16 protein-coding genes are annotated in these 16,733 nt (G+C 71.6%); 8 read left to right on the top strand and 8 right to left on the bottom strand.

From position 1 onward, the window contains the following. Positions 1 to 120: 120 nt before the first annotated feature. Positions 121 to 1,314, bottom strand: coding sequence for an argininosuccinate synthase (locus tag OHT01_RS31985; protein ID WP_328556575.1), 1,194 nt, complete (start codon positions 1,312 to 1,314; stop codon positions 121 to 123). Positions 1,315 to 1,560: 246 nt separating this feature from the next. Here OHT01_RS31985 and OHT01_RS31980 point away from each other — a divergent pair, with 246 nt between their 5' ends. The 3 genes from OHT01_RS31980 (at position 1,561) to OHT01_RS31970 (ending at position 3,825) form a co-directional block, all read left to right on the top strand. Then, positions 1,561 to 2,403, top strand: a complete 843-nt coding sequence (locus tag OHT01_RS31980; protein WP_328556574.1) for a hypothetical protein — start codon at positions 1,561 to 1,563, stop codon at positions 2,401 to 2,403. 132 nt (positions 2,404 to 2,535) lie between these two features. After that, positions 2,536 to 3,123 carry a pyridoxamine 5'-phosphate oxidase family protein gene (locus OHT01_RS31975; protein WP_328556573.1) on the top strand — a complete coding sequence of 196 codons (588 nt, stop codon included), beginning with the start codon at positions 2,536 to 2,538 and terminating at the stop codon, positions 3,121 to 3,123. A gap of 3 nt (positions 3,124 to 3,126) precedes the next feature. Beyond that, positions 3,127 to 3,825: a L,D-transpeptidase family protein gene (locus OHT01_RS31970; RefSeq protein ID WP_328556572.1), complete on the top strand. Its 699-nt coding sequence runs from the start codon at positions 3,127 to 3,129 to the stop codon at positions 3,823 to 3,825. A 67-nt stretch (positions 3,826 to 3,892) separates the two neighbouring features. Here OHT01_RS31970 and OHT01_RS31965 read toward each other — a convergent pair whose 3' ends face one another. Together OHT01_RS31965 and OHT01_RS31960 are read right to left on the bottom strand one after the other, a co-directional pair. Next, on the bottom strand, positions 3,893 to 5,320 hold the full coding sequence (locus tag OHT01_RS31965; protein ID WP_328558346.1) for a sensor histidine kinase: 1,428 nt from the start codon (positions 5,318 to 5,320) through the stop codon (positions 3,893 to 3,895). Between the two features lie 80 nt (positions 5,321 to 5,400). After that, positions 5,401 to 6,237 carry a response regulator transcription factor gene (locus OHT01_RS31960; RefSeq protein ID WP_443043474.1) on the bottom strand — a complete coding sequence of 279 codons (837 nt, stop codon included), beginning with the start codon at positions 6,235 to 6,237 and terminating at the stop codon, positions 5,401 to 5,403. Positions 6,238 to 6,496: 259 nt separating this feature from the next. Between OHT01_RS31960 and OHT01_RS31955 the strand changes: the two genes are divergently transcribed. The 5 genes from OHT01_RS31955 to OHT01_RS31935 all read left to right on the top strand — a co-directional run bounded on the left by OHT01_RS31955 (position 6,497) and on the right by OHT01_RS31935 (position 11,448). Continuing rightward, positions 6,497 to 7,858 carry a ferredoxin reductase family protein gene (locus OHT01_RS31955; RefSeq protein WP_328556570.1) on the top strand — a complete coding sequence of 454 codons (1,362 nt, stop codon included), beginning with the start codon at positions 6,497 to 6,499 and terminating at the stop codon, positions 7,856 to 7,858. A gap of 7 nt (positions 7,859 to 7,865) precedes the next feature. After that, a complete protein-coding gene (locus OHT01_RS31950) occupies positions 7,866 to 8,354 on the top strand; it encodes an FMN-binding protein (protein WP_328556569.1) in 489 nt (162 codons plus the stop codon). A 125-nt stretch (positions 8,355 to 8,479) separates the two neighbouring features. Continuing rightward, the gene (locus OHT01_RS31945; protein WP_328558345.1) at positions 8,480 to 9,817 is read left to right on the top strand and encodes a ferredoxin reductase family protein; all 1,338 of its coding nucleotides are present in this window, start codon (positions 8,480 to 8,482) and stop codon (positions 9,815 to 9,817) included. Between the two features lie 19 nt (positions 9,818 to 9,836). Next, complete coding sequence (locus OHT01_RS31940; RefSeq protein ID WP_328556568.1) at positions 9,837 to 10,664, top strand: FMN-binding protein; 828 nt, start codon at positions 9,837 to 9,839, stop codon at positions 10,662 to 10,664. Between the two features lie 46 nt (positions 10,665 to 10,710). Next, positions 10,711 to 11,448: an FAD:protein FMN transferase gene (locus OHT01_RS31935; protein ID WP_405918549.1), complete on the top strand. Its 738-nt coding sequence runs from the start codon at positions 10,711 to 10,713 to the stop codon at positions 11,446 to 11,448. Between the two features lie 140 nt (positions 11,449 to 11,588). Here the strand turns inward: OHT01_RS31935 and OHT01_RS31930 are convergent, their stop codons facing one another. From OHT01_RS31930 to argC, 5 genes are read right to left on the bottom strand one after another with little or no spacing between them, the layout of a single operon-like run. Further along, positions 11,589 to 12,125, bottom strand: coding sequence for an arginine repressor (locus OHT01_RS31930; protein ID WP_261702846.1), 537 nt, complete (start codon positions 12,123 to 12,125; stop codon positions 11,589 to 11,591). A gap of 23 nt (positions 12,126 to 12,148) precedes the next feature. Continuing rightward, positions 12,149 to 13,357: an acetylornithine transaminase gene (locus OHT01_RS31925; RefSeq protein WP_328556566.1), complete on the bottom strand. Its 1,209-nt coding sequence runs from the start codon at positions 13,355 to 13,357 to the stop codon at positions 12,149 to 12,151. Beyond that, entirely contained in the window at positions 13,354 to 14,268 is a 915-nt protein-coding gene (argB, locus tag OHT01_RS31920) for an acetylglutamate kinase (protein ID WP_328556565.1), read from the bottom strand. Before argB ends, OHT01_RS31925 begins: the two co-directional genes overlap by 4 nt. Next, positions 14,265 to 15,419 carry a bifunctional glutamate N-acetyltransferase/amino-acid acetyltransferase ArgJ gene (gene argJ, locus OHT01_RS31915; protein ID WP_328556564.1) on the bottom strand — a complete coding sequence of 385 codons (1,155 nt, stop codon included), beginning with the start codon at positions 15,417 to 15,419 and terminating at the stop codon, positions 14,265 to 14,267. The genes argB and argJ overlap by 4 nt, the downstream gene beginning before the upstream one ends. Then, positions 15,416 to 16,444 (bottom strand): N-acetyl-gamma-glutamyl-phosphate reductase, encoded by a 1,029-nt coding sequence (gene argC / locus OHT01_RS31910; RefSeq protein ID WP_328556563.1) that lies wholly within the window; start codon positions 16,442 to 16,444, stop codon positions 15,416 to 15,418. Before argC ends, argJ begins: the two co-directional genes overlap by 4 nt. Positions 16,445 to 16,733: the final 289 nt, after the last annotated feature.

Below are 16,733 nucleotides of genomic sequence, written 5' to 3'. Positions count from 1 at the left end.
CGAAAGGTGTGGATGTGCCACCGCCTCCCCACGCGCGAGTGAGGAGGCGGCTGCAAGGCTAGTGCTCGGGAGGCTTCGAGGCGGCGGACACGACACGGCCCGCGCCAAGTCCCGTGCGGCTCAGGCCAGATCCCGCTTGGCGGCGATCTTCGACGACAGGCTGTAGATGTCGATGAAGCCCTTGGCCGCGGCCTGGTCGAAGGTGTCGCCCGTGTCGTACGTGGCGAGGTCGAAGTCGTAGAGCGAGGTGTCGGAGCGCCGGCCCGTGACGACCGCGCGGCCGCCGTGCAGGGTCATCCGGATGTCGCCGTTGACGTGCTGGTTGGCCTCGTCGATGAAGCCGTCCAGGGCGCGCTTGAGCGGGGAGAACCACTGGCCGTCGTAGACCAGTTCGCCCCAGCGCTGCTCGACCTGCCGCTTGTAGCGGGCGAGTTCACGCTCGACGGTGACGTTCTCCAGCTCCTGGTGCGCGGTGATCAGCGCGATCGCGCCCGGAGCCTCGTACACCTCACGGGACTTGATGCCCACGAGCCGGTCCTCGACCATGTCGATCCGGCCGATGCCCTGGGCTCCGGCGCGCTCGTTGAGCTGCTGGATGGCCTGGAGGACGCTGACGGGCCTGCCGTCGATGGCGACCGGGACACCCTGCTTGAAGGTGATGATCACCTCGTCGGCCTCGCGGGCCTCGGCGGGGTTCGAGGTGTACTCGTAGATGTCCTCGATCGGGGCGTTCCAGATGTCCTCCAGGAAGCCCGTCTCGACCGCGCGCCCGAAGACGTTCTGGTCGATGGAGTACGGGGACTTCTTGGTGGTGGCGATCGGGAGCTGCTTCTCCTCGCAGAAGGCGATCGCCTTGTCCCGGGTCATCGCGTAGTCGCGGACCGGGGCGATGCACTTGAGGTCGGGGGCGAGGGCGACGATGCCGGCCTCGAACCGCACCTGGTCGTTGCCCTTGCCGGTGCAGCCGTGGGCGACCGTGGTGGCGCCGTGCTTCTGGGCGGCGGCGACGAGGTGCTTGACGATCGTCGGGCGGGAGAGGGCGGAGACCAGCGGATAGCGGTCCATGTAGAGGGCGTTGGCCTTGATCGCCGGGAGGCAGTACTCGTCGGCGAACTCGTCCTTGGCGTCCGCGACCTCGGCCTCGACGGCGCCGCACGCGAGGGCGCGCTTACGGATGACGTCCAGGTCCTCGCCACCCTGGCCGACATCGACCGCGACGGCGATGACCTCGGCGCCCGTCTCCTCGGCGATCCAACCGATGGCGACGGAGGTGTCCAGACCGCCTGAGTAGGCGAGTACGACGCGCTCGGTCACGGGATTCTCCTCACAGTGCATTCGCTGACATGCATGAGTATGCAGGAGTCTGCATGATTCGTCAATCGCGGCCCGCCCGGGCACGCTCGGCCGAGGAATCTTCACCGAGGGTTGAACAGCCGCACCCCCTGTCGCGTACATCCCGCTGAACGCAGGCGCCGCGTTCGCGCACGGCAGACACACGAACGACGACCGACCAGTCGAACAAGGGCCGTCGTCCGCCCCCGACCCGAGTGAGGATTCCGCATGTCCAGGGCTCTTCCGAAGTACAACAAGCGGCGCGTCGTGATGATCGGCGGAGCCTCCGCCGTAGTGCTGTCCGCGGCGGTGATCACCGGCAGCGCCCTGGCGGGCGGGACGCACGGCAGCGACGCGCAGAACGCCACGACGAAGGCCGCGGCCGCGGGCACGGTGAACTGCCCGGCCGTCGCGCCGAGCCTGCCCGCGGTCCCCGCCACCGCGAAGGCCGAGGTCGACCGTAACCTCACCCTGCTCGACACCCAGATCGCCGAGGCGAACAAGCGGCTGGTCGACACCGTCGGACAGGGCGGTGCCAACTTCGTCCAGAACGCGATCCTCGGCCCGCTCAAGGACAAGCGCGTCGCGACCATCAACCGCATCGCGACGGCCATCGGTCGCACCGCCGCCAAGCCGACCGGACTGGACTCCCTCGCACCCTGCACGCTCAACGGCGTGGCGGGCGCGGGCGGCGCGGCCACCGGTGCCGCCGCGCCGAGCGCCACCGCCACGGCGCAGGCCGGCGGGGCCGCCGGAGGCACGGGCGCCGCCACCGCGGCCGGCACCATCACCTGCCCGGACGTCGCCTCGAAGCTCCCCGCCGTGCCCGCCTCCGCACAGGCCGAGGTCGACCGCAATCTGGCGCTCCTGAACACCCAGATCGCCGAGGCCAACACGCGCCTGGCCAACACCGTCGGGCAGGGCGGCGCCAACTTCGTCCAGAACGCGATCCTCGGCCCCCTGAAGGACAAGCGGACCTCCACGATCGACCGCATCGCGATCTCCATCGGCCGCACCGCCGCCAAGCCGACCGGACTGGACTCCCTCGCCGCCTGCACGCTCACCAAGTGACGTGACAGGCGCCCGGCCGTTCCGCCGATGACGGCCGGGGCTGCCACGGGTTCCGGCGGTGGCCCTGACCGACACCGCCGGAACCCGCAATTCCTTAGACAGGCGAACGGCTTTCCCCGATAATCGTTAGACATGGGAAAGACTTACGAGCGCATCGACGGCCGCCTCCGCACGTTCATCGAGGCGCAGCCCCTCTTCTTCACCGCGACCGCGCCGCTGTCCGGGGAGGGCACGGTCAACCTGTCACCCAAAGGGCTCAGCGGATCGTTCGCCGTACTCGACGACCTGACCGTGGCCTATCTGGACTTCGCCGGCAGTACCGCCGAGACGATCGCGCATCTGCGCGAGAACGGCCGGATCACGCTGATGTGGTGCGCCTTCCAGGGCCCGCCCAACATCGTCCGGGTGCACGGGCGCGGCGAGCCGGTCTTCCGCGACGACCCGCGCTTCAAGGAACTCCTCACCCGGTTCCCCGCCATCGATCCCGCCCTGCACGGACTGCGCGCGATCATCGTCGTGACCGCCGAACTCGTCCGCGACTCCTGCGGCTACGCGGTGCCCACCATGTCGTACGACGAGGACCGCGACCTGCATGCCAGGCGCTTCGCGCGCGAGGACGACACCTCGCTGAACGAGTACTTCACCAAGAAGGAGCACATCGCGACGAGCCTGGACGGACTGCCCGGGCTGCCGCTTCCGTTGCCCCCCAGTACGGTCTGAGCCATGCGCCTCGGAGCCGCCGCCCTCGCGTCCGCGTCCCTGCTCGCCCTGGCCCCCGGCGGGCCGCCGCCCCTTGCCGGGCTTCCCGCCGGGCTGGCCGACACCGGCGGCGGAACGCAGCTGATCACCGCCGAGGCGCCGCGCGAGAACGCCACCGCGGGGACCCTCACCTGGTGGGACCTGCGGGGCGGACACTGGGTGCGGGCCGGATCCGCCCCCGCGCGGTTCGGGGCGCGCGGGCTGGTCGAGGGCGGGGCGCGGCTCCAGGGCACGAACACCACACCCACCGGGCTGTACGAGCTGCCGTACGCGTTCGGGACCGGGGCGGCGCCCGACGGGACCTCGATGCCGTACCGCCGGGTGCGCCAGGACTCCTGGTGGTGCCAGGACAACGCCTCCCGGTCGTACAACCGCTGGACCGAGCCTCGCCCCGGGGACTGCCGGGCCGAGGAGTCCGAGCATCTGATCGCGTACGAGAAGCAGTACGAGTACGCCTTCGTCATCGGGTTCAACTACGACCGGCCGGTGCGCGGCCGTGGCGCGGGGATCTTCCTGCACGTCAACGGGATCGGTCCCACGGCCGGTTGTGTGTCCGTGCCGGCGGGCGCGATGCGGCGGATCCTCGCGTGGGCCGAGCCCGCGCGCCGACCGCACATCGCCATCGGCACGGCGAAGGGGGCGACGGCGGTCACCCGGTACTGACGGACCGGCGAACCCTGCGGACCGGACGTGCGGACAGACGGAAGACCGGCTGACCGGCGGACACGGTTCAGTCCGCGGGGAGCCGGACCGTGAACGTGGTCGCTCCCGGGCGGCTCTCCAGGGCGACCGTGCCGCCGTGCGCCTCGGCCACGGCCGCCACGATCGACAGGCCGAGCCCCGCTCCGCTGCCCGCGCCGTCCGCGCGGCGGCGGTCCGCCCGGGTGAAACGCTCGAAGACGCCGGGCCGGACGTCCTCGGGAACCCCGGGCCCGTCGTCGCGCACCTTCAGCAGCGCCTCCGCGCCCTCCACCTCCAGGGACACCGTCACCCTGGTGCCGACCGGTGTGTGGGCCCGCGCGTTGGCCAGCAGGTTGGCCAGCACCTGCTGGAGCCGGTGGGCGTCGCCGGGCACGGTCACCGGCTCCTCCGCCAGCTCCAGGACCCAGCGGTGGCCGGGGCCCGCCGCGCGGGCGTCGGTGACCGCGTCGAGGACGAGGTGGGTGAGGTCGACGGGCAGCCGTTCCAGGGGGCGGCCCGCGTCGAGCCGGGCGAGCAGCAGCAGGTCGTCGACCATCTCGCCCATGCGCGCCGACTCGGCGGCGATCCGTTCGAGAGCGCGGGTCACCTTCGGGGGCACCGGGCCGGGGTGCAGCAGCGCGAGCTCGGCGTGGCCGCGGACCGAGGCGACCGGGGTGCGCAGCTCGTGGCTGGCGTCCGCGGCGAAGGTGCGCAGCCGTTCCTCACTCGCGTGCCGTTTGGTGAGCGCGTCCTCGACATGGCCGAGCATGCGGTTGAACGCGCTGGCGACACGGCCCACCTCGGTGCGCGGGTCGGCCCCGGGCGCGCGCGGGGGAAGCGCCACCTCGCCACTGGCGAGCGGGAGTTCACTGACCCGGGTGGCGGTGGCGGCGACCCGGTTCAACGGGCGGAGCGACCAGCGCACCCACAGCGCCCCGGCGACTCCGGCGACCACGAGGGCCACGCCGGACACCAGGGAGGCGACGAGTTCAAGCTGGTGCACGGCCGCGTCGACCGGCTCCGTGGGCAGCCCGGTCATCAGCACGTCACCGTCCTTGCCGGGGGTCGCCAGCACCCGGTAGTCGCCCAGAGCCGACAGACGGACGGTGTGGGCGCGGCCGTTCGCCGGGACCGCGGCCAGCACGGCCTCGTCGCGGGCGGTCAGATCCACGTTCCGGACGGCCGTGCCGGTACCGGACGGCACGACCGCCGCGTTGGTGACGTCCGTGCCGACCAGGCGCGCCCCGAAGGTGCCGGTGCTCTGTCTGCGGGTGTCACCGTGCTCGTCGCCGTCGTGGTCGGTCGGCTTCGCCAGGCTGTGTTCCAGGCTCGCCGGGAACCGCGCCCCGGCGTCCTGCAACTGCTGGTCGAGGCGGCCGGTCAGGAAGCCGTCCAGTTCGTAGACCGCGGCCACCCCGACGGCCGCGCAACCGACCGCGAGCAGCACCACGAGCCCCGCCGTGAGGCGGGCGCGCATGGTGCGCGGGCGCGGCAGCGCGCGCAGGGCCGAGGCCGGCCGGAGCCACCGGCGCCCGGCCCTGCCCGGCGTGCTCGCGCTCACCGGGCCACCGCGGGCTTGATGACGTACCCGGCGCCCCGGACCGTGTGGATCATGGGCTCGCGGCCCACGTCGACCTTCTTGCGCAGATAGGAGATATAGAGCTCGACCACATGGGCCTGGCCCCCGAAGTCATAGGACCACACACGGTCGAGGATCTGCGCCTTGCTGAGTACGCGGCGCGGGTTGCGCATCAGGAAGCGCAGCAGCTCGAACTCCGTCGGCGACAGCTCGATCAGGTCGCCGCCCCGGGTCACCTCCCGGGCCTCCTCGTCCATCGCCAGGTCCCCGACGACGAGCCGCGGGCCCTCGTCGATCCGGCGTGCCATACCGGCGCGGCGCAGCAGTCCGCGCAGCCGGGCGACGACCTCCTCCAGGCTGAACGGCTTGGTGACGTAGTCGTCGCCGCCGGCCGTGATCCCGGCGATGCGGTCCTCCACGGCGTCCCGGGCGGTGAGGAAGAGGACGCACACGTCCGGCAGCACGGTGTGCAGGTCGCGCAGGACGGCGAAGCCGTCGGTGTCCGGGAGCATCACGTCGAGGACGACGGCGTCGGGCAGCAGCTCGCGCGCCTCCGCTGCCGCCGACGCGCCGTCGCCCGCGGTACGGACCTCCCAGCCCTCGTAGCGCAGCGCACCGGACAGGACCTCGGCCAGGTCCGGGTCGTCGTCCACGACGAGGACACGCACGGGGGTGCCGTCGGGCCGGGTGAGCGAGGGCGCCCTGGCGGCCCCCCGGGAAGGGGCGGTCCCGGGCTCCGGAGCGACGTCGGCACCGGTTTCCGTACCGGAGGCCGGGGGGCGGGGGGTGCCGTGGGCTGGGGAGGGAGAGTTCATGTCGTCTTCCAGCATCGCCCCTCCGGAGGGACGTGCCCGGCCGCGCGGGCTCTGAGTTTCCTCTGAGTCGTCTCTGAGGCGCCTCTGCCACAGGGCACTCGCCTCGCGCGCCCGCACCGGCCCCTCGCCCTTCCCCTTCCCCTTCCTCCCCTTCGCTCTCAGTTTCCTGTGAGTCCGCACCGATCACGCCCGTTCAGAGCCTCCTCAGAGGTTCGCGACGCACAGTTTCCTCCCGGAGTGCCGGAAGAAGGACGGAAACATGACCACGGTGTACGAGCGGGCCGCGGACCCGCGCAGGACGCGAGGACGCGGACGGCCGCGCCCCTCGCCCGCCGGGCCGCTGCTGGCCCTGCTGTGGGCGGGAGCGGCCGCGGTCCTCGCCCTGTGGTGGACCGACACACCGTCGGTGGTGGGTCTCGCCGGCTGGCTGACGGACGCCGGGCGGATCGCCGGGCTGCTGTGCGGCTACGGCTGCGCCGTCCTGGTGGCGCTGATGGCCCGGGTCCCGCTCCTGGAGCGGCGCGTCGGTTCCGACCGGGTGGCCCGCTGGCACGCCATGGCCGGCCGGTACACGGTCTGCCTGCTGGTCGCGCACGTCACGCTGATCCTCTTCGGCTACGCCGCCCAGGACGGGACGGGCGTCGTCCACGAGACGCTGAGCGTGGTGTTCGACTACCCGGACATGCTGAAGGCGACGACCGGCACGGTCATCCTGTTCGCCGTGGGGATCACCTCGGCGCGCCTGGCCCGCCGCCGGATCAGTCACGAGTTCTGGTACTACGTGCATCTGCTGACGTACGTGGCGGTCTTCCTGACCTTCTTCCACCAGCTCGCGCTCGGCTCCGACTTCGTCGGCAACCGGGTCGCGCAGGCCGCCTGGTACGCCCTCTACCTCGGTACGGCCGCGCTCGTCGTCTGGTTCCGGCTGCTGGCACCCGTACGGCTCAACCGGCGCCACCGGCTGCGCGTGGAGTCCGTGCACCGGGAGTCCCCCGGGGTCTTCTCCGTCGTGATCCGCGGGGAGAAGCTGGACGAACTGAACGCGCAAGCGGGCCAGTTCTTCCGCTGGCGGTTCCTCGCGGACGGGATGCGATGGACCTCGACCCCGTACTCGCTGTCGGCGCCGCCGCGGCCGGACCGCATGCGGATCACCGTGAAGGCGCTCGGCGACCACAGCGCGGCGGTGGGGCTGCTGCGTCCCGGCACCCGGGTGTGGGCGGAGGGCCCCTACGGATCGCTGACCGCCGACCGGGCCACCTCGTCGAAGTCCCTGCTGATCGCGGGCGGCGTCGGCATCACCCCGCTGCGCGCGCTGTTCGAGACGCTGCCCGGCCGGGTCACCCTCCTCTACCGGGCCCGTACGGCCGAGGATCTGGCGCTGGGCGGCGAACTGGAGGACATCGCGCGGTGGCGCGGGGCCCGCGTCCTGTACGCGGTCAACGCCGCCGACGGCACGCGCCCGCGGCTCACCGCCCAGTCGCTGCGCGAGGCCGTTCCGGACATCGCCGAGCACGACGTCTATCTCTGCGGACCGCCCGCGCTGTCGCGGGACCTGTACGGGGCACTGCACACCGCCGGTGTCCCCGACCGCCGTATCCACCACGAGTCGTTCGAGCTGTGAGGCCGCCGTGCACGCCCTGAAGAAGAACCGTCCGCTGCGGCGGATCACGCTGGCCGCCGCCACCACGGTCACCGGCGTCGTCCTGCTGCTCTCGCTCAAGCCGCACACACCACCGGCACCGGCCTCCGCCTCCTCGTCGGTGGGTCGTTCCTCCTCCCCCTCCCCGGGAACCTCCTCGGGAAGCTCCTCCGGAACCTCCGGGGGTTCCAAGAGCACGGGGACCAGGACCGTCACCGGCGATACGGTGCAGACCCGTTGGGGTCCGGTCCAGGTGCGGATCACGCTGAAGGACGGCAGGATCACGGATGCCACCGCGGTCGCCTATCCTTCGGAGAATCCCCGGGACCAGGAGATCAACAGTTACGCGATTCCCCAGCTCAGGCGTGAAGCGCTGGCAGCGCAGAGCGCCCAGATCGACTCGGTGTCCGGAGCCACTTACACCAGCGGCGGATACAAGCAGTCGCTCCAGTCCGCACTGGACTCCGCGGGCCTCTGAACGCACGGGCGTCGCGGACCGTATCTCTGGGCCAGGGGGCCACTCCCCTCACCCCGTCTCTCCAGGACGAACACGGAGGAACCGTGTCCACGATCGCCGGTGGCCGCGCCGCGCGGCGCCAGACCATGCGCCGAATCCGCCCTCGCCGCTCGCCCGCCGTCCCGTTGCTGCTCGCCGTCTGGGCCGGCGCCGCGGCGGTCATCTGGCTGTGGTGGATGGATACCCCGTCCATCGCGGACAACAACAGCAGGATCCTCAACGCCGGCCGGATCACCGGGCTGCTCGCCGGGTATCTGATGGCGCTCGTGGTGCTGCAGATGGCCCGCGTGCCCGCCCTGGAACGCAGGGTGGGATCCGACCGCGTGGCGCGCTGGCACGCCATGACCGGCCGCTACACCATCTGCCTGGTCCTCGCCCACCTCTTCCTGACGATGTGGGGCTACGCCCTGCAGGCCGGCAAGGGGCTCGGCCAGATCGTGCAGCAGACCATCGACTCGGTGAACCAGTTGCCCGACATGGGCAAGGCCGCGATCGGCACGGGCCTGCTCGTGCTCATCGGGTTCATATCCGTCGGCTGGCTCCGCAAGCTGATCCCGTACGACACCTGGTACCACGTCCACCTGCTGACGTACGCCGCGGTGTTCCTGACGTTCTGGCACCAGCTTTCCACCGGCAACGACTTCGCGGTGGAACCCGTCGCCAAGACGGTCTGGTACGGGCTCTACGGATCGGTGACCGCGCTGGTCGTCTGGTACCGAATCCTTTCTCCGATCCGGCTGAACCTGAAGCACCGGATGCGGGTCCAGGCCGTCATCGAGGAGACGCCCGGCATCGTGTCGGTGCTGATCAGCGGGCGCAAACTGCACCGGATGGGCGCGGAGGCGGGGCAGTTCTTCCGCTGGCGCTTCCTGGCGCCGGGGATGCGCTTCAGCTCCCACCCGTACTCGCTCTCGGCGGCACCCCGCCCCAACATGCTGCGCATCACCGTGAAGGCGATCGGCGACCACAGCGCCGCCCTGCGTGATCTGGAGCCGGGCACCCGGGTCTGGGCCGAGGGCCCGTACGGCGCGCTGACCGCCGGCAAGCGCAGTCGCGGCAAGGTGCTCCTGGTGGCGGGCGGTGTCGGCATCACCCCGATGCGGGCGCTGTTCGAGACCCTCCCCGGCGCGTCCGGCGACCTGACGCTGCTCTACCGCGCCAACACCACCCAGGACCTGGCCCTGTGGGACGAGCTCGCCGCGATCTCCAAGGAGCGCGGGGCACGCCTGATGTACGCGGTGAACAGCCCCGACGGCGAGCGCCCGGACATCTCGGCGGACTCCCTGCGCCGCAAGCTGCCCGACATCGACCACCACGACGTCTTCATGTGCGGGCCGCCCGGCTTCGCACAGCAGGTGTACGACGCACTGCGCGGCGCGGGGGTCCCCGCCCGCCGCATCCATCACGAGTCGTTCGAGATGTGAGCGACGGGAGTCAGGAACAATGAAGAAGAGTCACCCCATTCGGCGGTTCGTGCTCGCGAGCGCCGCCACCGTGTCCGGAATCGTGCTGCTGCTGGCGCTCAAGCCGGCGTCCGACCCCGCCGCCGCGTCGGCACAGGGCGCGGTCGCGCCCCAGCAGACGGCGGCCGGGCAGGAAGCGGCCCAGGGCGCCACGGCCCAGCAGTCGGGTACCAGGACCGTCACCGGTGACGTGGTGAGGACCGAGTACGGGCCGGTCCAGGTGCGGCTGACCATGGTCGACGGCAAGATAACCAAGGCGGACGCGGTCCAGGCCCCCAAGGGCGGGACCAGCGACCAGAAGACCGCCCTCTCGGTCCCCAAGCTCAACCAGGAGGCCGTCGCGGCGCAGAGCGCCCAGATCGACGCCGTCTCGGGGGCGACCTACACCAGCGGCGGCTACAAGAAGTCCCTGCAGTCGGCCCTGGACAAGGCGAAGACCGCCGGCGGCACGACGGGATCCGCGGGGTCCTCGGGTTCCGCGGGTTCCTCCGGAAAGGCCGGGGCGTCCTCGGCCGCGCCGGCCCCGGCGGCCCAGGCGCGCGTCGTCACCGGAACCGTGACCCAGACCCAGTACGGCCCCGTCCAGGTCCGGCTCACCCTCTCCGGCAACAAGGTCACCAAGGCCGAAGCGGTCCAGGCCCCCAAGGGCGGTGTCAGCGACCAGAAGACGGCCCTCGCCGTGCCCAAGCTCAACCAGGAGGCGGTCAAGGCGGGCAGCGCCCAGATCGACGCCGTCTCCGGCGCCACCTACACCAGCGACGGCTACAAGAAGTCCCTCCAGTCGGCTCTGGACAAGGCCGGTGTCTGAGGCCGCGGAGGACGCACCGCAGGCGCTGCGCCACGCCGAGGAAGTGATGGGCACCGTCTTCTCCTTCGACGTGCGCGGCGGTGAACCCGAAGCCGTGCAGGCCGCACTGGAGGAGGCGATCGCCCAACTCCACCGTGTGGACGAGGTGTTCAGCACCTACCGCGAGGACAGCCAGATCTCGCGGCTGGTACGCGGGGAACTCACCGTCGAGGAGTGCGACCCGGAGGTCGCCGAGGTGCTCGATCTGGGCGCCGAGGCGGAACGGGTCAGCGACGGCTGGTTCAGCACGCGCTACGAGGGACAGCTCGACCCGACGGGGATCGTCAAGGGCTGGGCCGCGGAACGCGCGGCCCTGCACCTCGCCGCGGCCGGGGCGAGCGGGGTCAGCGTCAACGGCGGCGGCGACGTCCAGTTGTGCGGCGTCCCCGGGCCGCACCGCCCCTGGCGGGTGGGCGTGTCCGACCCGCTCCGTCCGGGCTCGCTCGCCGCGGTCGTCTCCGCGGCCGGTGTCGAGGAACTGGCGGTGGCGACCTCCGGCACCGCCGAACGCGGCGCCCATATCGTCGATCCCCGCACCGGCAGGTCCGCGGTCACCGACCTGCTGGCCGTGACCGTGGTGGGCCCGCGACTGACCTGGGTGGACGCCTGGGCGACCGCGGCCTTCGCGATGGGCTCGCGGGCGGGCCTCGACTGGCTGGAGTCGCTGCCGGACATCGAGGCGCTGCTCATCACGGCGGGCGACGAGGTCAGATGCACGGGAGGGCTCGCCCAGCGCCTGGGGTGACGCTCGTCAGGACATACGACGGTGGGGCGCACCCCGGAGCTCCGGGGTGCGCCCCACCGTCGTATCGGGCGCGGCACGTGCCGTCGTACTGGTCGTCGTACCGGTCGTGGTTCCGGCCGTCGTACCGGTCGTGGTTCCGGTCAGTGATCGTTCTGGGCCAGCCGCAGCAGATGATCGGCCAGCGCCTGCCCACCCGTCGGACCACGGCTGATCAGCAGCAGGGTGTCGTCCCCGGCGATCGTGCCGAGGATGTCGTGCAGCTCCGCCTGGTCGATCGCCGAGGCGAGGAACTGCGCCGCCCCCGGCGGGGTGCGCAGGACCACGAGATTCGCCGAGGCCTCCGCGGAGATCAGCAGCTCCGAGGAGAGCCTGCGCATCCGCTCCTCCTTCGCCGACTCCCCCAGCGGCGCGCGCGGAGTGCGGAACCCTCCCTCGCTCGGCACCGCGTAGATGAGGTCGCCGTCGTTGTTGCGGATCTTGACCGCGTTCAGCTCGTCGAGGTCCCGGGAGAGCGTCGCCTGAGTGACGTTCAGCCCGTCGTCGGCGAGGAGCTTCGCCAACTGGCTCTGCGAGCGCACCGGTTGCCGGTTGAGGATGTCCACGATCCGGCGGTGGCGTGCGGTGCGGGTCTGCGGCACGGCAGGCCCTGCGTGCTCGTGGTCCTGCGCCTGACTCATCGTCGTCGTCCCATTTCCCGGGATCATCCGTCCCCGTTGGCTGCGTCGAGGATGCCGGGAAGGGCCCGGAGGAACGCGTCCACTTCGTCTTCGCCGAGGTTCAGCGGCGGCATCAGCCGTACGACATCGGGGGCGGGCGCGTTCACCAGGAAACCGGCGTCCTGAGCCGCCTGCTGCACCTGGGGCGCGAGCGGCTCGGTGAGCACGATACCCAGGAGCAGTCCCGCACCCCGGACATGGTCGATCAGCGGATGGCCGGAACCGTCGCCGGCGCCCTCGATTCCGTCCCGCAGTCTCTCGCCCGCGCGCTTCACGTTCTCCAGGAGCCCCTCGGACTCGATCGTGTCGAGCACGGCGAGTCCGGCGGCGCAGACGACCGGGTTGCCGCCGAAGGTCGTGCCGTGGTGGCCGGGCCTGAGCAGCCCGGCGGCGCGGCCGAAGGCGACGGTGGCGCCGAGCGGCAGTCCGCCGCCGAGGCCCTTGGCGAGCGTGACGACGTCGGGCAGGACACCCTCGTGGGCCTGGTACTCGAACCAGTTGCCGGTGCGGCCGATGCCGGTCTGCACCTCGTCCAGGACGAGCAGGGCACCGGTGGCCGCGGTGATCGCGCGGGCCGCCTTGAGGTAGCCGGGGGGCGGCACGACGACGCCGTTCTCGCCCTGGATCGGCTCGATGATCACCAGCGCGGTGTCCTGGGTGACCGCCTGGGCGAGGGCCTGCGCGTCGCCGTACGGGACATGGGTGACGTCACCGGGCAGCGGCAGGAAGGGCTCCTGCTTGGCGGGCTGGCCGGTGAGCGCGAGGGCGCCCATGGTCCGGCCGTGGAAGCCGCCGGTGGTGGCGACCATATGGGTCCGGCCGGTCAGCCTGCCGATCTTGAAGGCGCCCTCGTTGGCCTCGGCCCCCGAGTTGCAGAAGTACACCCGGCCCTCGCGGCCGAAGAGCCGGAGCAGCCGTTCGGCGAGCTCGACGGGCGGTTCGGCGACGAAGAGGTTGGAGACATGGCCCAGTTCCGCGATCTGCCGGCTGACCGCCTCGACGATCGCGGGGTGGCCGTGGCCGAGCGCGTTGACCGCGATGCCGCCGACGAAGTCGAGGTACTGGTTGCCGTCGGCGTCCCACAGCTTCGTCCCGGCGCCACGGACGAGCGGCAGTCGCGGGGTGCCGTAGTTGTCCATGAGCGAGCCCTGCCAACGCTGGGTGAGCTCCGCGTTCGTCACGCTGCCGGTCATGCGACGTCCCCCGCTTCCTCGTCGTCCGGCACGACCATCGTGCCGATGCCTTCGTCGGTGAAGATCTCCAGCAGGATCGAGTGCTGGACCCGGCCGTCGATGACACGGGCGGTCGTGACGCCGTTGCGTACGGCGTGCAGACACCCCTCCATCTTCGGCACCATGCCGCTGGCCAGCTCGGGAAGGAGTTTCTCCAGCTGGGTGGCGGTGAGGCGGCTGATCACCTCGTCACTGTTCGGCCAGTCCTCGTAGAGGCCCTCGACGTCCGTGAGGACCATGAGGGTTTCGGCACCCAGTGCGGCAGCGAGTGCCGCAGCCGCCGTATCAGCATTGACGTTGTAGACATGTCCGTCGTCCTGGCTCCGGGCGATCGAGGAGACGACCGGGATACGGCCGTCGGCGAGCAGTGCCTCGATCGCGCCCGTGTCGATCGCGGTGATCTCGCCCACCCGCCCGATGTCGACCAACTGGCCGTCGATCGTGGGCTGGTGCTTGGTGGCGGTGATGGTGTGCGCGTCCTCGCCGGTGAGGCCCACGGCGAGCGGCCCGTGTTCGTTGAGGAGTCCGACCAGTTCACGCTGGACCTGTCCGGCCAGCACCATGCGGACGACGTCCATCGCGTCCTCGGTGGTGACGCGCAGCCCCGCCTTGAACTCGCTGACGATGCCGTGCCGGTCGAGGGCGGCGCTGATCTGCGGACCGCCGCCGTGCACCACGACGGGCTTGAGGCCCGCATGGTGCAGGAACACGATGTCCTGGGCGAAGGCGGCCTTCAACTCGCTGTCGATCATGGCGTTGCCGCCGAACTTGACGACGACGGTCTTGCCCCGGTGCCGGGTCAGCCAGGGCAGCGCCTCGATGAGGATCTGCGCCTTGGGCAGAGCGGTGTGCTTGCGGGTCACATTGCTCATGAGGAGTACGCGCTGTTCTCGTGGACGTAGTCGGCGGTGAGGTCGTTGGTCCAGATCGTGGCGGTCGCGTCGCCCGCGGCGAGGTCGGCGACGATGTGGACCTCGCGGTAGCGCATGTCGACGAGTTCGCGGTCCTCGCCGACCCCACCGTTCTTGCAGACCCAGACGCCGTTGATGGCCACGTTGAGCCGGTCCGGCTCGAAGGCGGCCGCGGTGGTGCCGATCGCGGACAACACCCGCCCCCAGTTGGGGTCCTCGCCGTGGATCGCGCACTTGAGGAGGTTGTTGCGGGCGATGGAGCGGCCCACCTCGACGGCGTCGTCCTCGGTCGCGGCGTTGATCACCTCGACCTTGATGTCCTTGCTGGCGCCCTCGGCGTCACGGATCAACTGCTGGCCGAGGTCGTCGCAGACCGCACGGACGGCTTCGGCGAACTCGCCCTGTTCCGGGGTGACTTCACTGGCCCCGGAGGCGAGCAGCAGCACGGTGTCGTTGGTCGACATGCAGCCGTCGGAGTCGACGCGGTCGAAGGTGGTGCGGGTGGCCTCGCGCAACGCCCGGTCGAGGACCGCGCCGTCCACGTCCGCGTCGGTGGTGAGCACGACGAGCATGGTGGCGAGTCCCGGGGCCAGCATGCCGGCGCCCTTGGCCATGCCGCCGACGGTCCAGCCGTCGCGCGTCACGACGGAGGTCTTGTGCACGGTGTCGGTGGTCTTGATGGCGATGGCGGCCTTCTCGCCGCCGTGCGGGCCGAGTTCGGCGACGGCCAGGTCGATGCCGGGGAGCAGCTTGTCCATCGGCAGCAGCACGCCGATGAGGCCCGTCGAACACACGGCGACGCTGCCCGCACCCGTGTCACCGAGCGCCTCGGCGACCTTCTCGGCGGTGGCGTGGGTGTCCTGGAAGCCCTTGGGGCCCGTACAGGCGTTGGCGCCACCGGAGTTGAGGACGACGGCGGTCAGCTCGCCGCTCCTGAGGACCTGCTCGGACCACAGGACCGGCGCGGCCTTCACGCGGTTGGAGGTGAAGACGCCCGCGGCTGCGCGGCGGGGCCCGTTGTTGACCACGAGGGCCAGGTCCGGGTTGCCGTTCGCCTTGATTCCGGCGGCGATCCCGGCCGCGGTGAATCCCTGTGCTGCCGTGACGCTCACGGTGCGACTCCGATCGTGGAAAGCCCCAGCTCCTCGGGGAGGCCGAGGGCGAGGTTCATGCTCTGGACGGCACCGCCCGCGGTGCCCTTGGTCAGGTTGTCGATGGCGCTGATCGCGATGATGCGGTGCGCGGCGGCGTCGTACGCGACCTGGACCTGAACGGCGTTGGAACCGTAGACGGACGCCGTGGCGGGCCACTGACCCTCGGGAAGGAGATGGACGAAGGGCTCGTCGGCGAAGGCCTTCTCGTAGGCGGCCCGTACGGACTCGGCGGTGACCGCCGGCCTGGCCTTGGCGCTGCAGGTGGCGAGGATGCCGCGGGGCATCGGCGCGAGGGTCGGGGTGAAGGAGACGGTGACGGGCTCCCCGGCGGCCGTGCTGAGGTTCTGGATCATCTCGGGGGTGTGCCGGTGCACGCCGCCGACGCCGTACGGGGTCATCGAGCCCATGACCTCGCTGCCGAGCAGGTGCGCCTTGGGCGCCTTGCCGGCCCCGGAGGTGCCGGAGGCCGCGACGATCACCGCCTCGGGCTCCGCCAGCCCGGCGGCGTACGCCGGGAAGAGGGCCAGGGAAGCGGCCGTCGGGTAGCAGCCGGGCACCGCGATGCGCTTGGACCCCTCCAGCGCGGCGCGCGCGCCCGGCAGTTCGGGGAGGCCGTACGGCCAGGTCCCGGCGTGCGCGGAGGCGTAGAAGCGCTCCCAGTCGGCCGGGTCCTTCAGCCGGAAGTCGGCGCCCATGTCGACGACGAGGACCTCGGGGCCGAGCCGCTCGGCGACCGCGGCGGACTGCCCGTGGGGCAGCGCGAGGAACACCACGTCGTGACCGCGCAGCACCTCGGGGGTGGTCTCCGCGAGGACGCGGTCCGCGAGGGGCAGCAGATGGGGCTGGAGCGCCCCGAGCCGCTGGCCCGCGTTGGAGTTGCCGGTCAGGGCGCCGATCTCGATCCCGGGGTGCGCCAGGAGCAGCCGCAGCAGTTCCCCGCCCGCGTACCCACTCGCTCCCGCCACCGCCGCACGCATCGCCATGGAACCCTCCTCTTGGATGGCATGACTATACGTTTCGCTGCACGTTTATGCAATCGCCTCTCGGGGCGGCGGCGGGGCGGTCGTGACCGGGAAGCCGATCGGGCCCCTTCGCGGTCGGGTCGGCCGGTCCGGTCGGCGGAGTCGGCCCGCGTGGCGGCCGGCCCGTCGCCGTGCCGCGCGATCCGCGGGCCTCGGCCCGCGACTTGGCCTGACAACTGGCTGAAATCCGTTCGACCCGGCAGGCCTCGCCCGGTACGGTCGCGATCCTGTTCTCACTGCAGGGGGCCCA

It is taken from the genome of Streptomyces sp. NBC_00358 (assembly GCF_036099295.1).
Taxonomy (GTDB): Bacteria; Actinomycetota; Actinomycetes; order Streptomycetales; family Streptomycetaceae; genus Streptomyces.
This window is presented reverse-complemented; position numbering and strand designations above follow the sequence as displayed.

Excerpts from the sequence above, each read along its gene's own strand:
- OHT01_RS31980 (WP_328556574.1), top strand. The coding sequence starts at position 1,561 with ATGTCCAGGGCTCTTCCGAAGTACAACAAGCGGCGCGTCGTGATGATC.
- OHT01_RS31975 (WP_328556573.1), top strand. The coding sequence starts at position 2,536 with ATGGGAAAGACTTACGAGCGCATCGACGGCCGCCTCCGCACGTTCATC.
- OHT01_RS31970 (WP_328556572.1), top strand. The coding sequence starts at position 3,127 with ATGCGCCTCGGAGCCGCCGCCCTCGCGTCCGCGTCCCTGCTCGCCCTG.
- OHT01_RS31965 (WP_328558346.1), bottom strand. The coding sequence starts at position 5,320 with ATGCGCGCCCGCCTCACGGCGGGGCTCGTGGTGCTGCTCGCGGTCGGT.
- OHT01_RS31960 (WP_443043474.1), bottom strand. The coding sequence starts at position 6,237 with ATGAACTCTCCCTCCCCAGCCCACGGCACCCCCCGCCCCCCGGCCTCC.
- OHT01_RS31955 (WP_328556570.1), top strand. The coding sequence starts at position 6,497 with ATGACCACGGTGTACGAGCGGGCCGCGGACCCGCGCAGGACGCGAGGA.
- OHT01_RS31945 (WP_328558345.1), top strand. The coding sequence starts at position 8,480 with ATGCGCCGAATCCGCCCTCGCCGCTCGCCCGCCGTCCCGTTGCTGCTC.
- OHT01_RS31940 (WP_328556568.1), top strand. The coding sequence starts at position 9,837 with ATGAAGAAGAGTCACCCCATTCGGCGGTTCGTGCTCGCGAGCGCCGCC.
- OHT01_RS31935 (WP_405918549.1), top strand. The coding sequence starts at position 10,711 with ATGGGCACCGTCTTCTCCTTCGACGTGCGCGGCGGTGAACCCGAAGCC.
- OHT01_RS31930 (WP_261702846.1), bottom strand. The coding sequence starts at position 12,125 with ATGAGTCAGGCGCAGGACCACGAGCACGCAGGGCCTGCCGTGCCGCAG.
- OHT01_RS31925 (WP_328556566.1), bottom strand. The coding sequence starts at position 13,357 with ATGACCGGCAGCGTGACGAACGCGGAGCTCACCCAGCGTTGGCAGGGC.
- argB (WP_328556565.1), bottom strand. The coding sequence starts at position 14,268 with ATGAGCAATGTGACCCGCAAGCACACCGCTCTGCCCAAGGCGCAGATC.
- argC (WP_328556563.1), bottom strand. The coding sequence starts at position 16,444 with ATGGCGATGCGTGCGGCGGTGGCGGGAGCGAGTGGGTACGCGGGCGGG.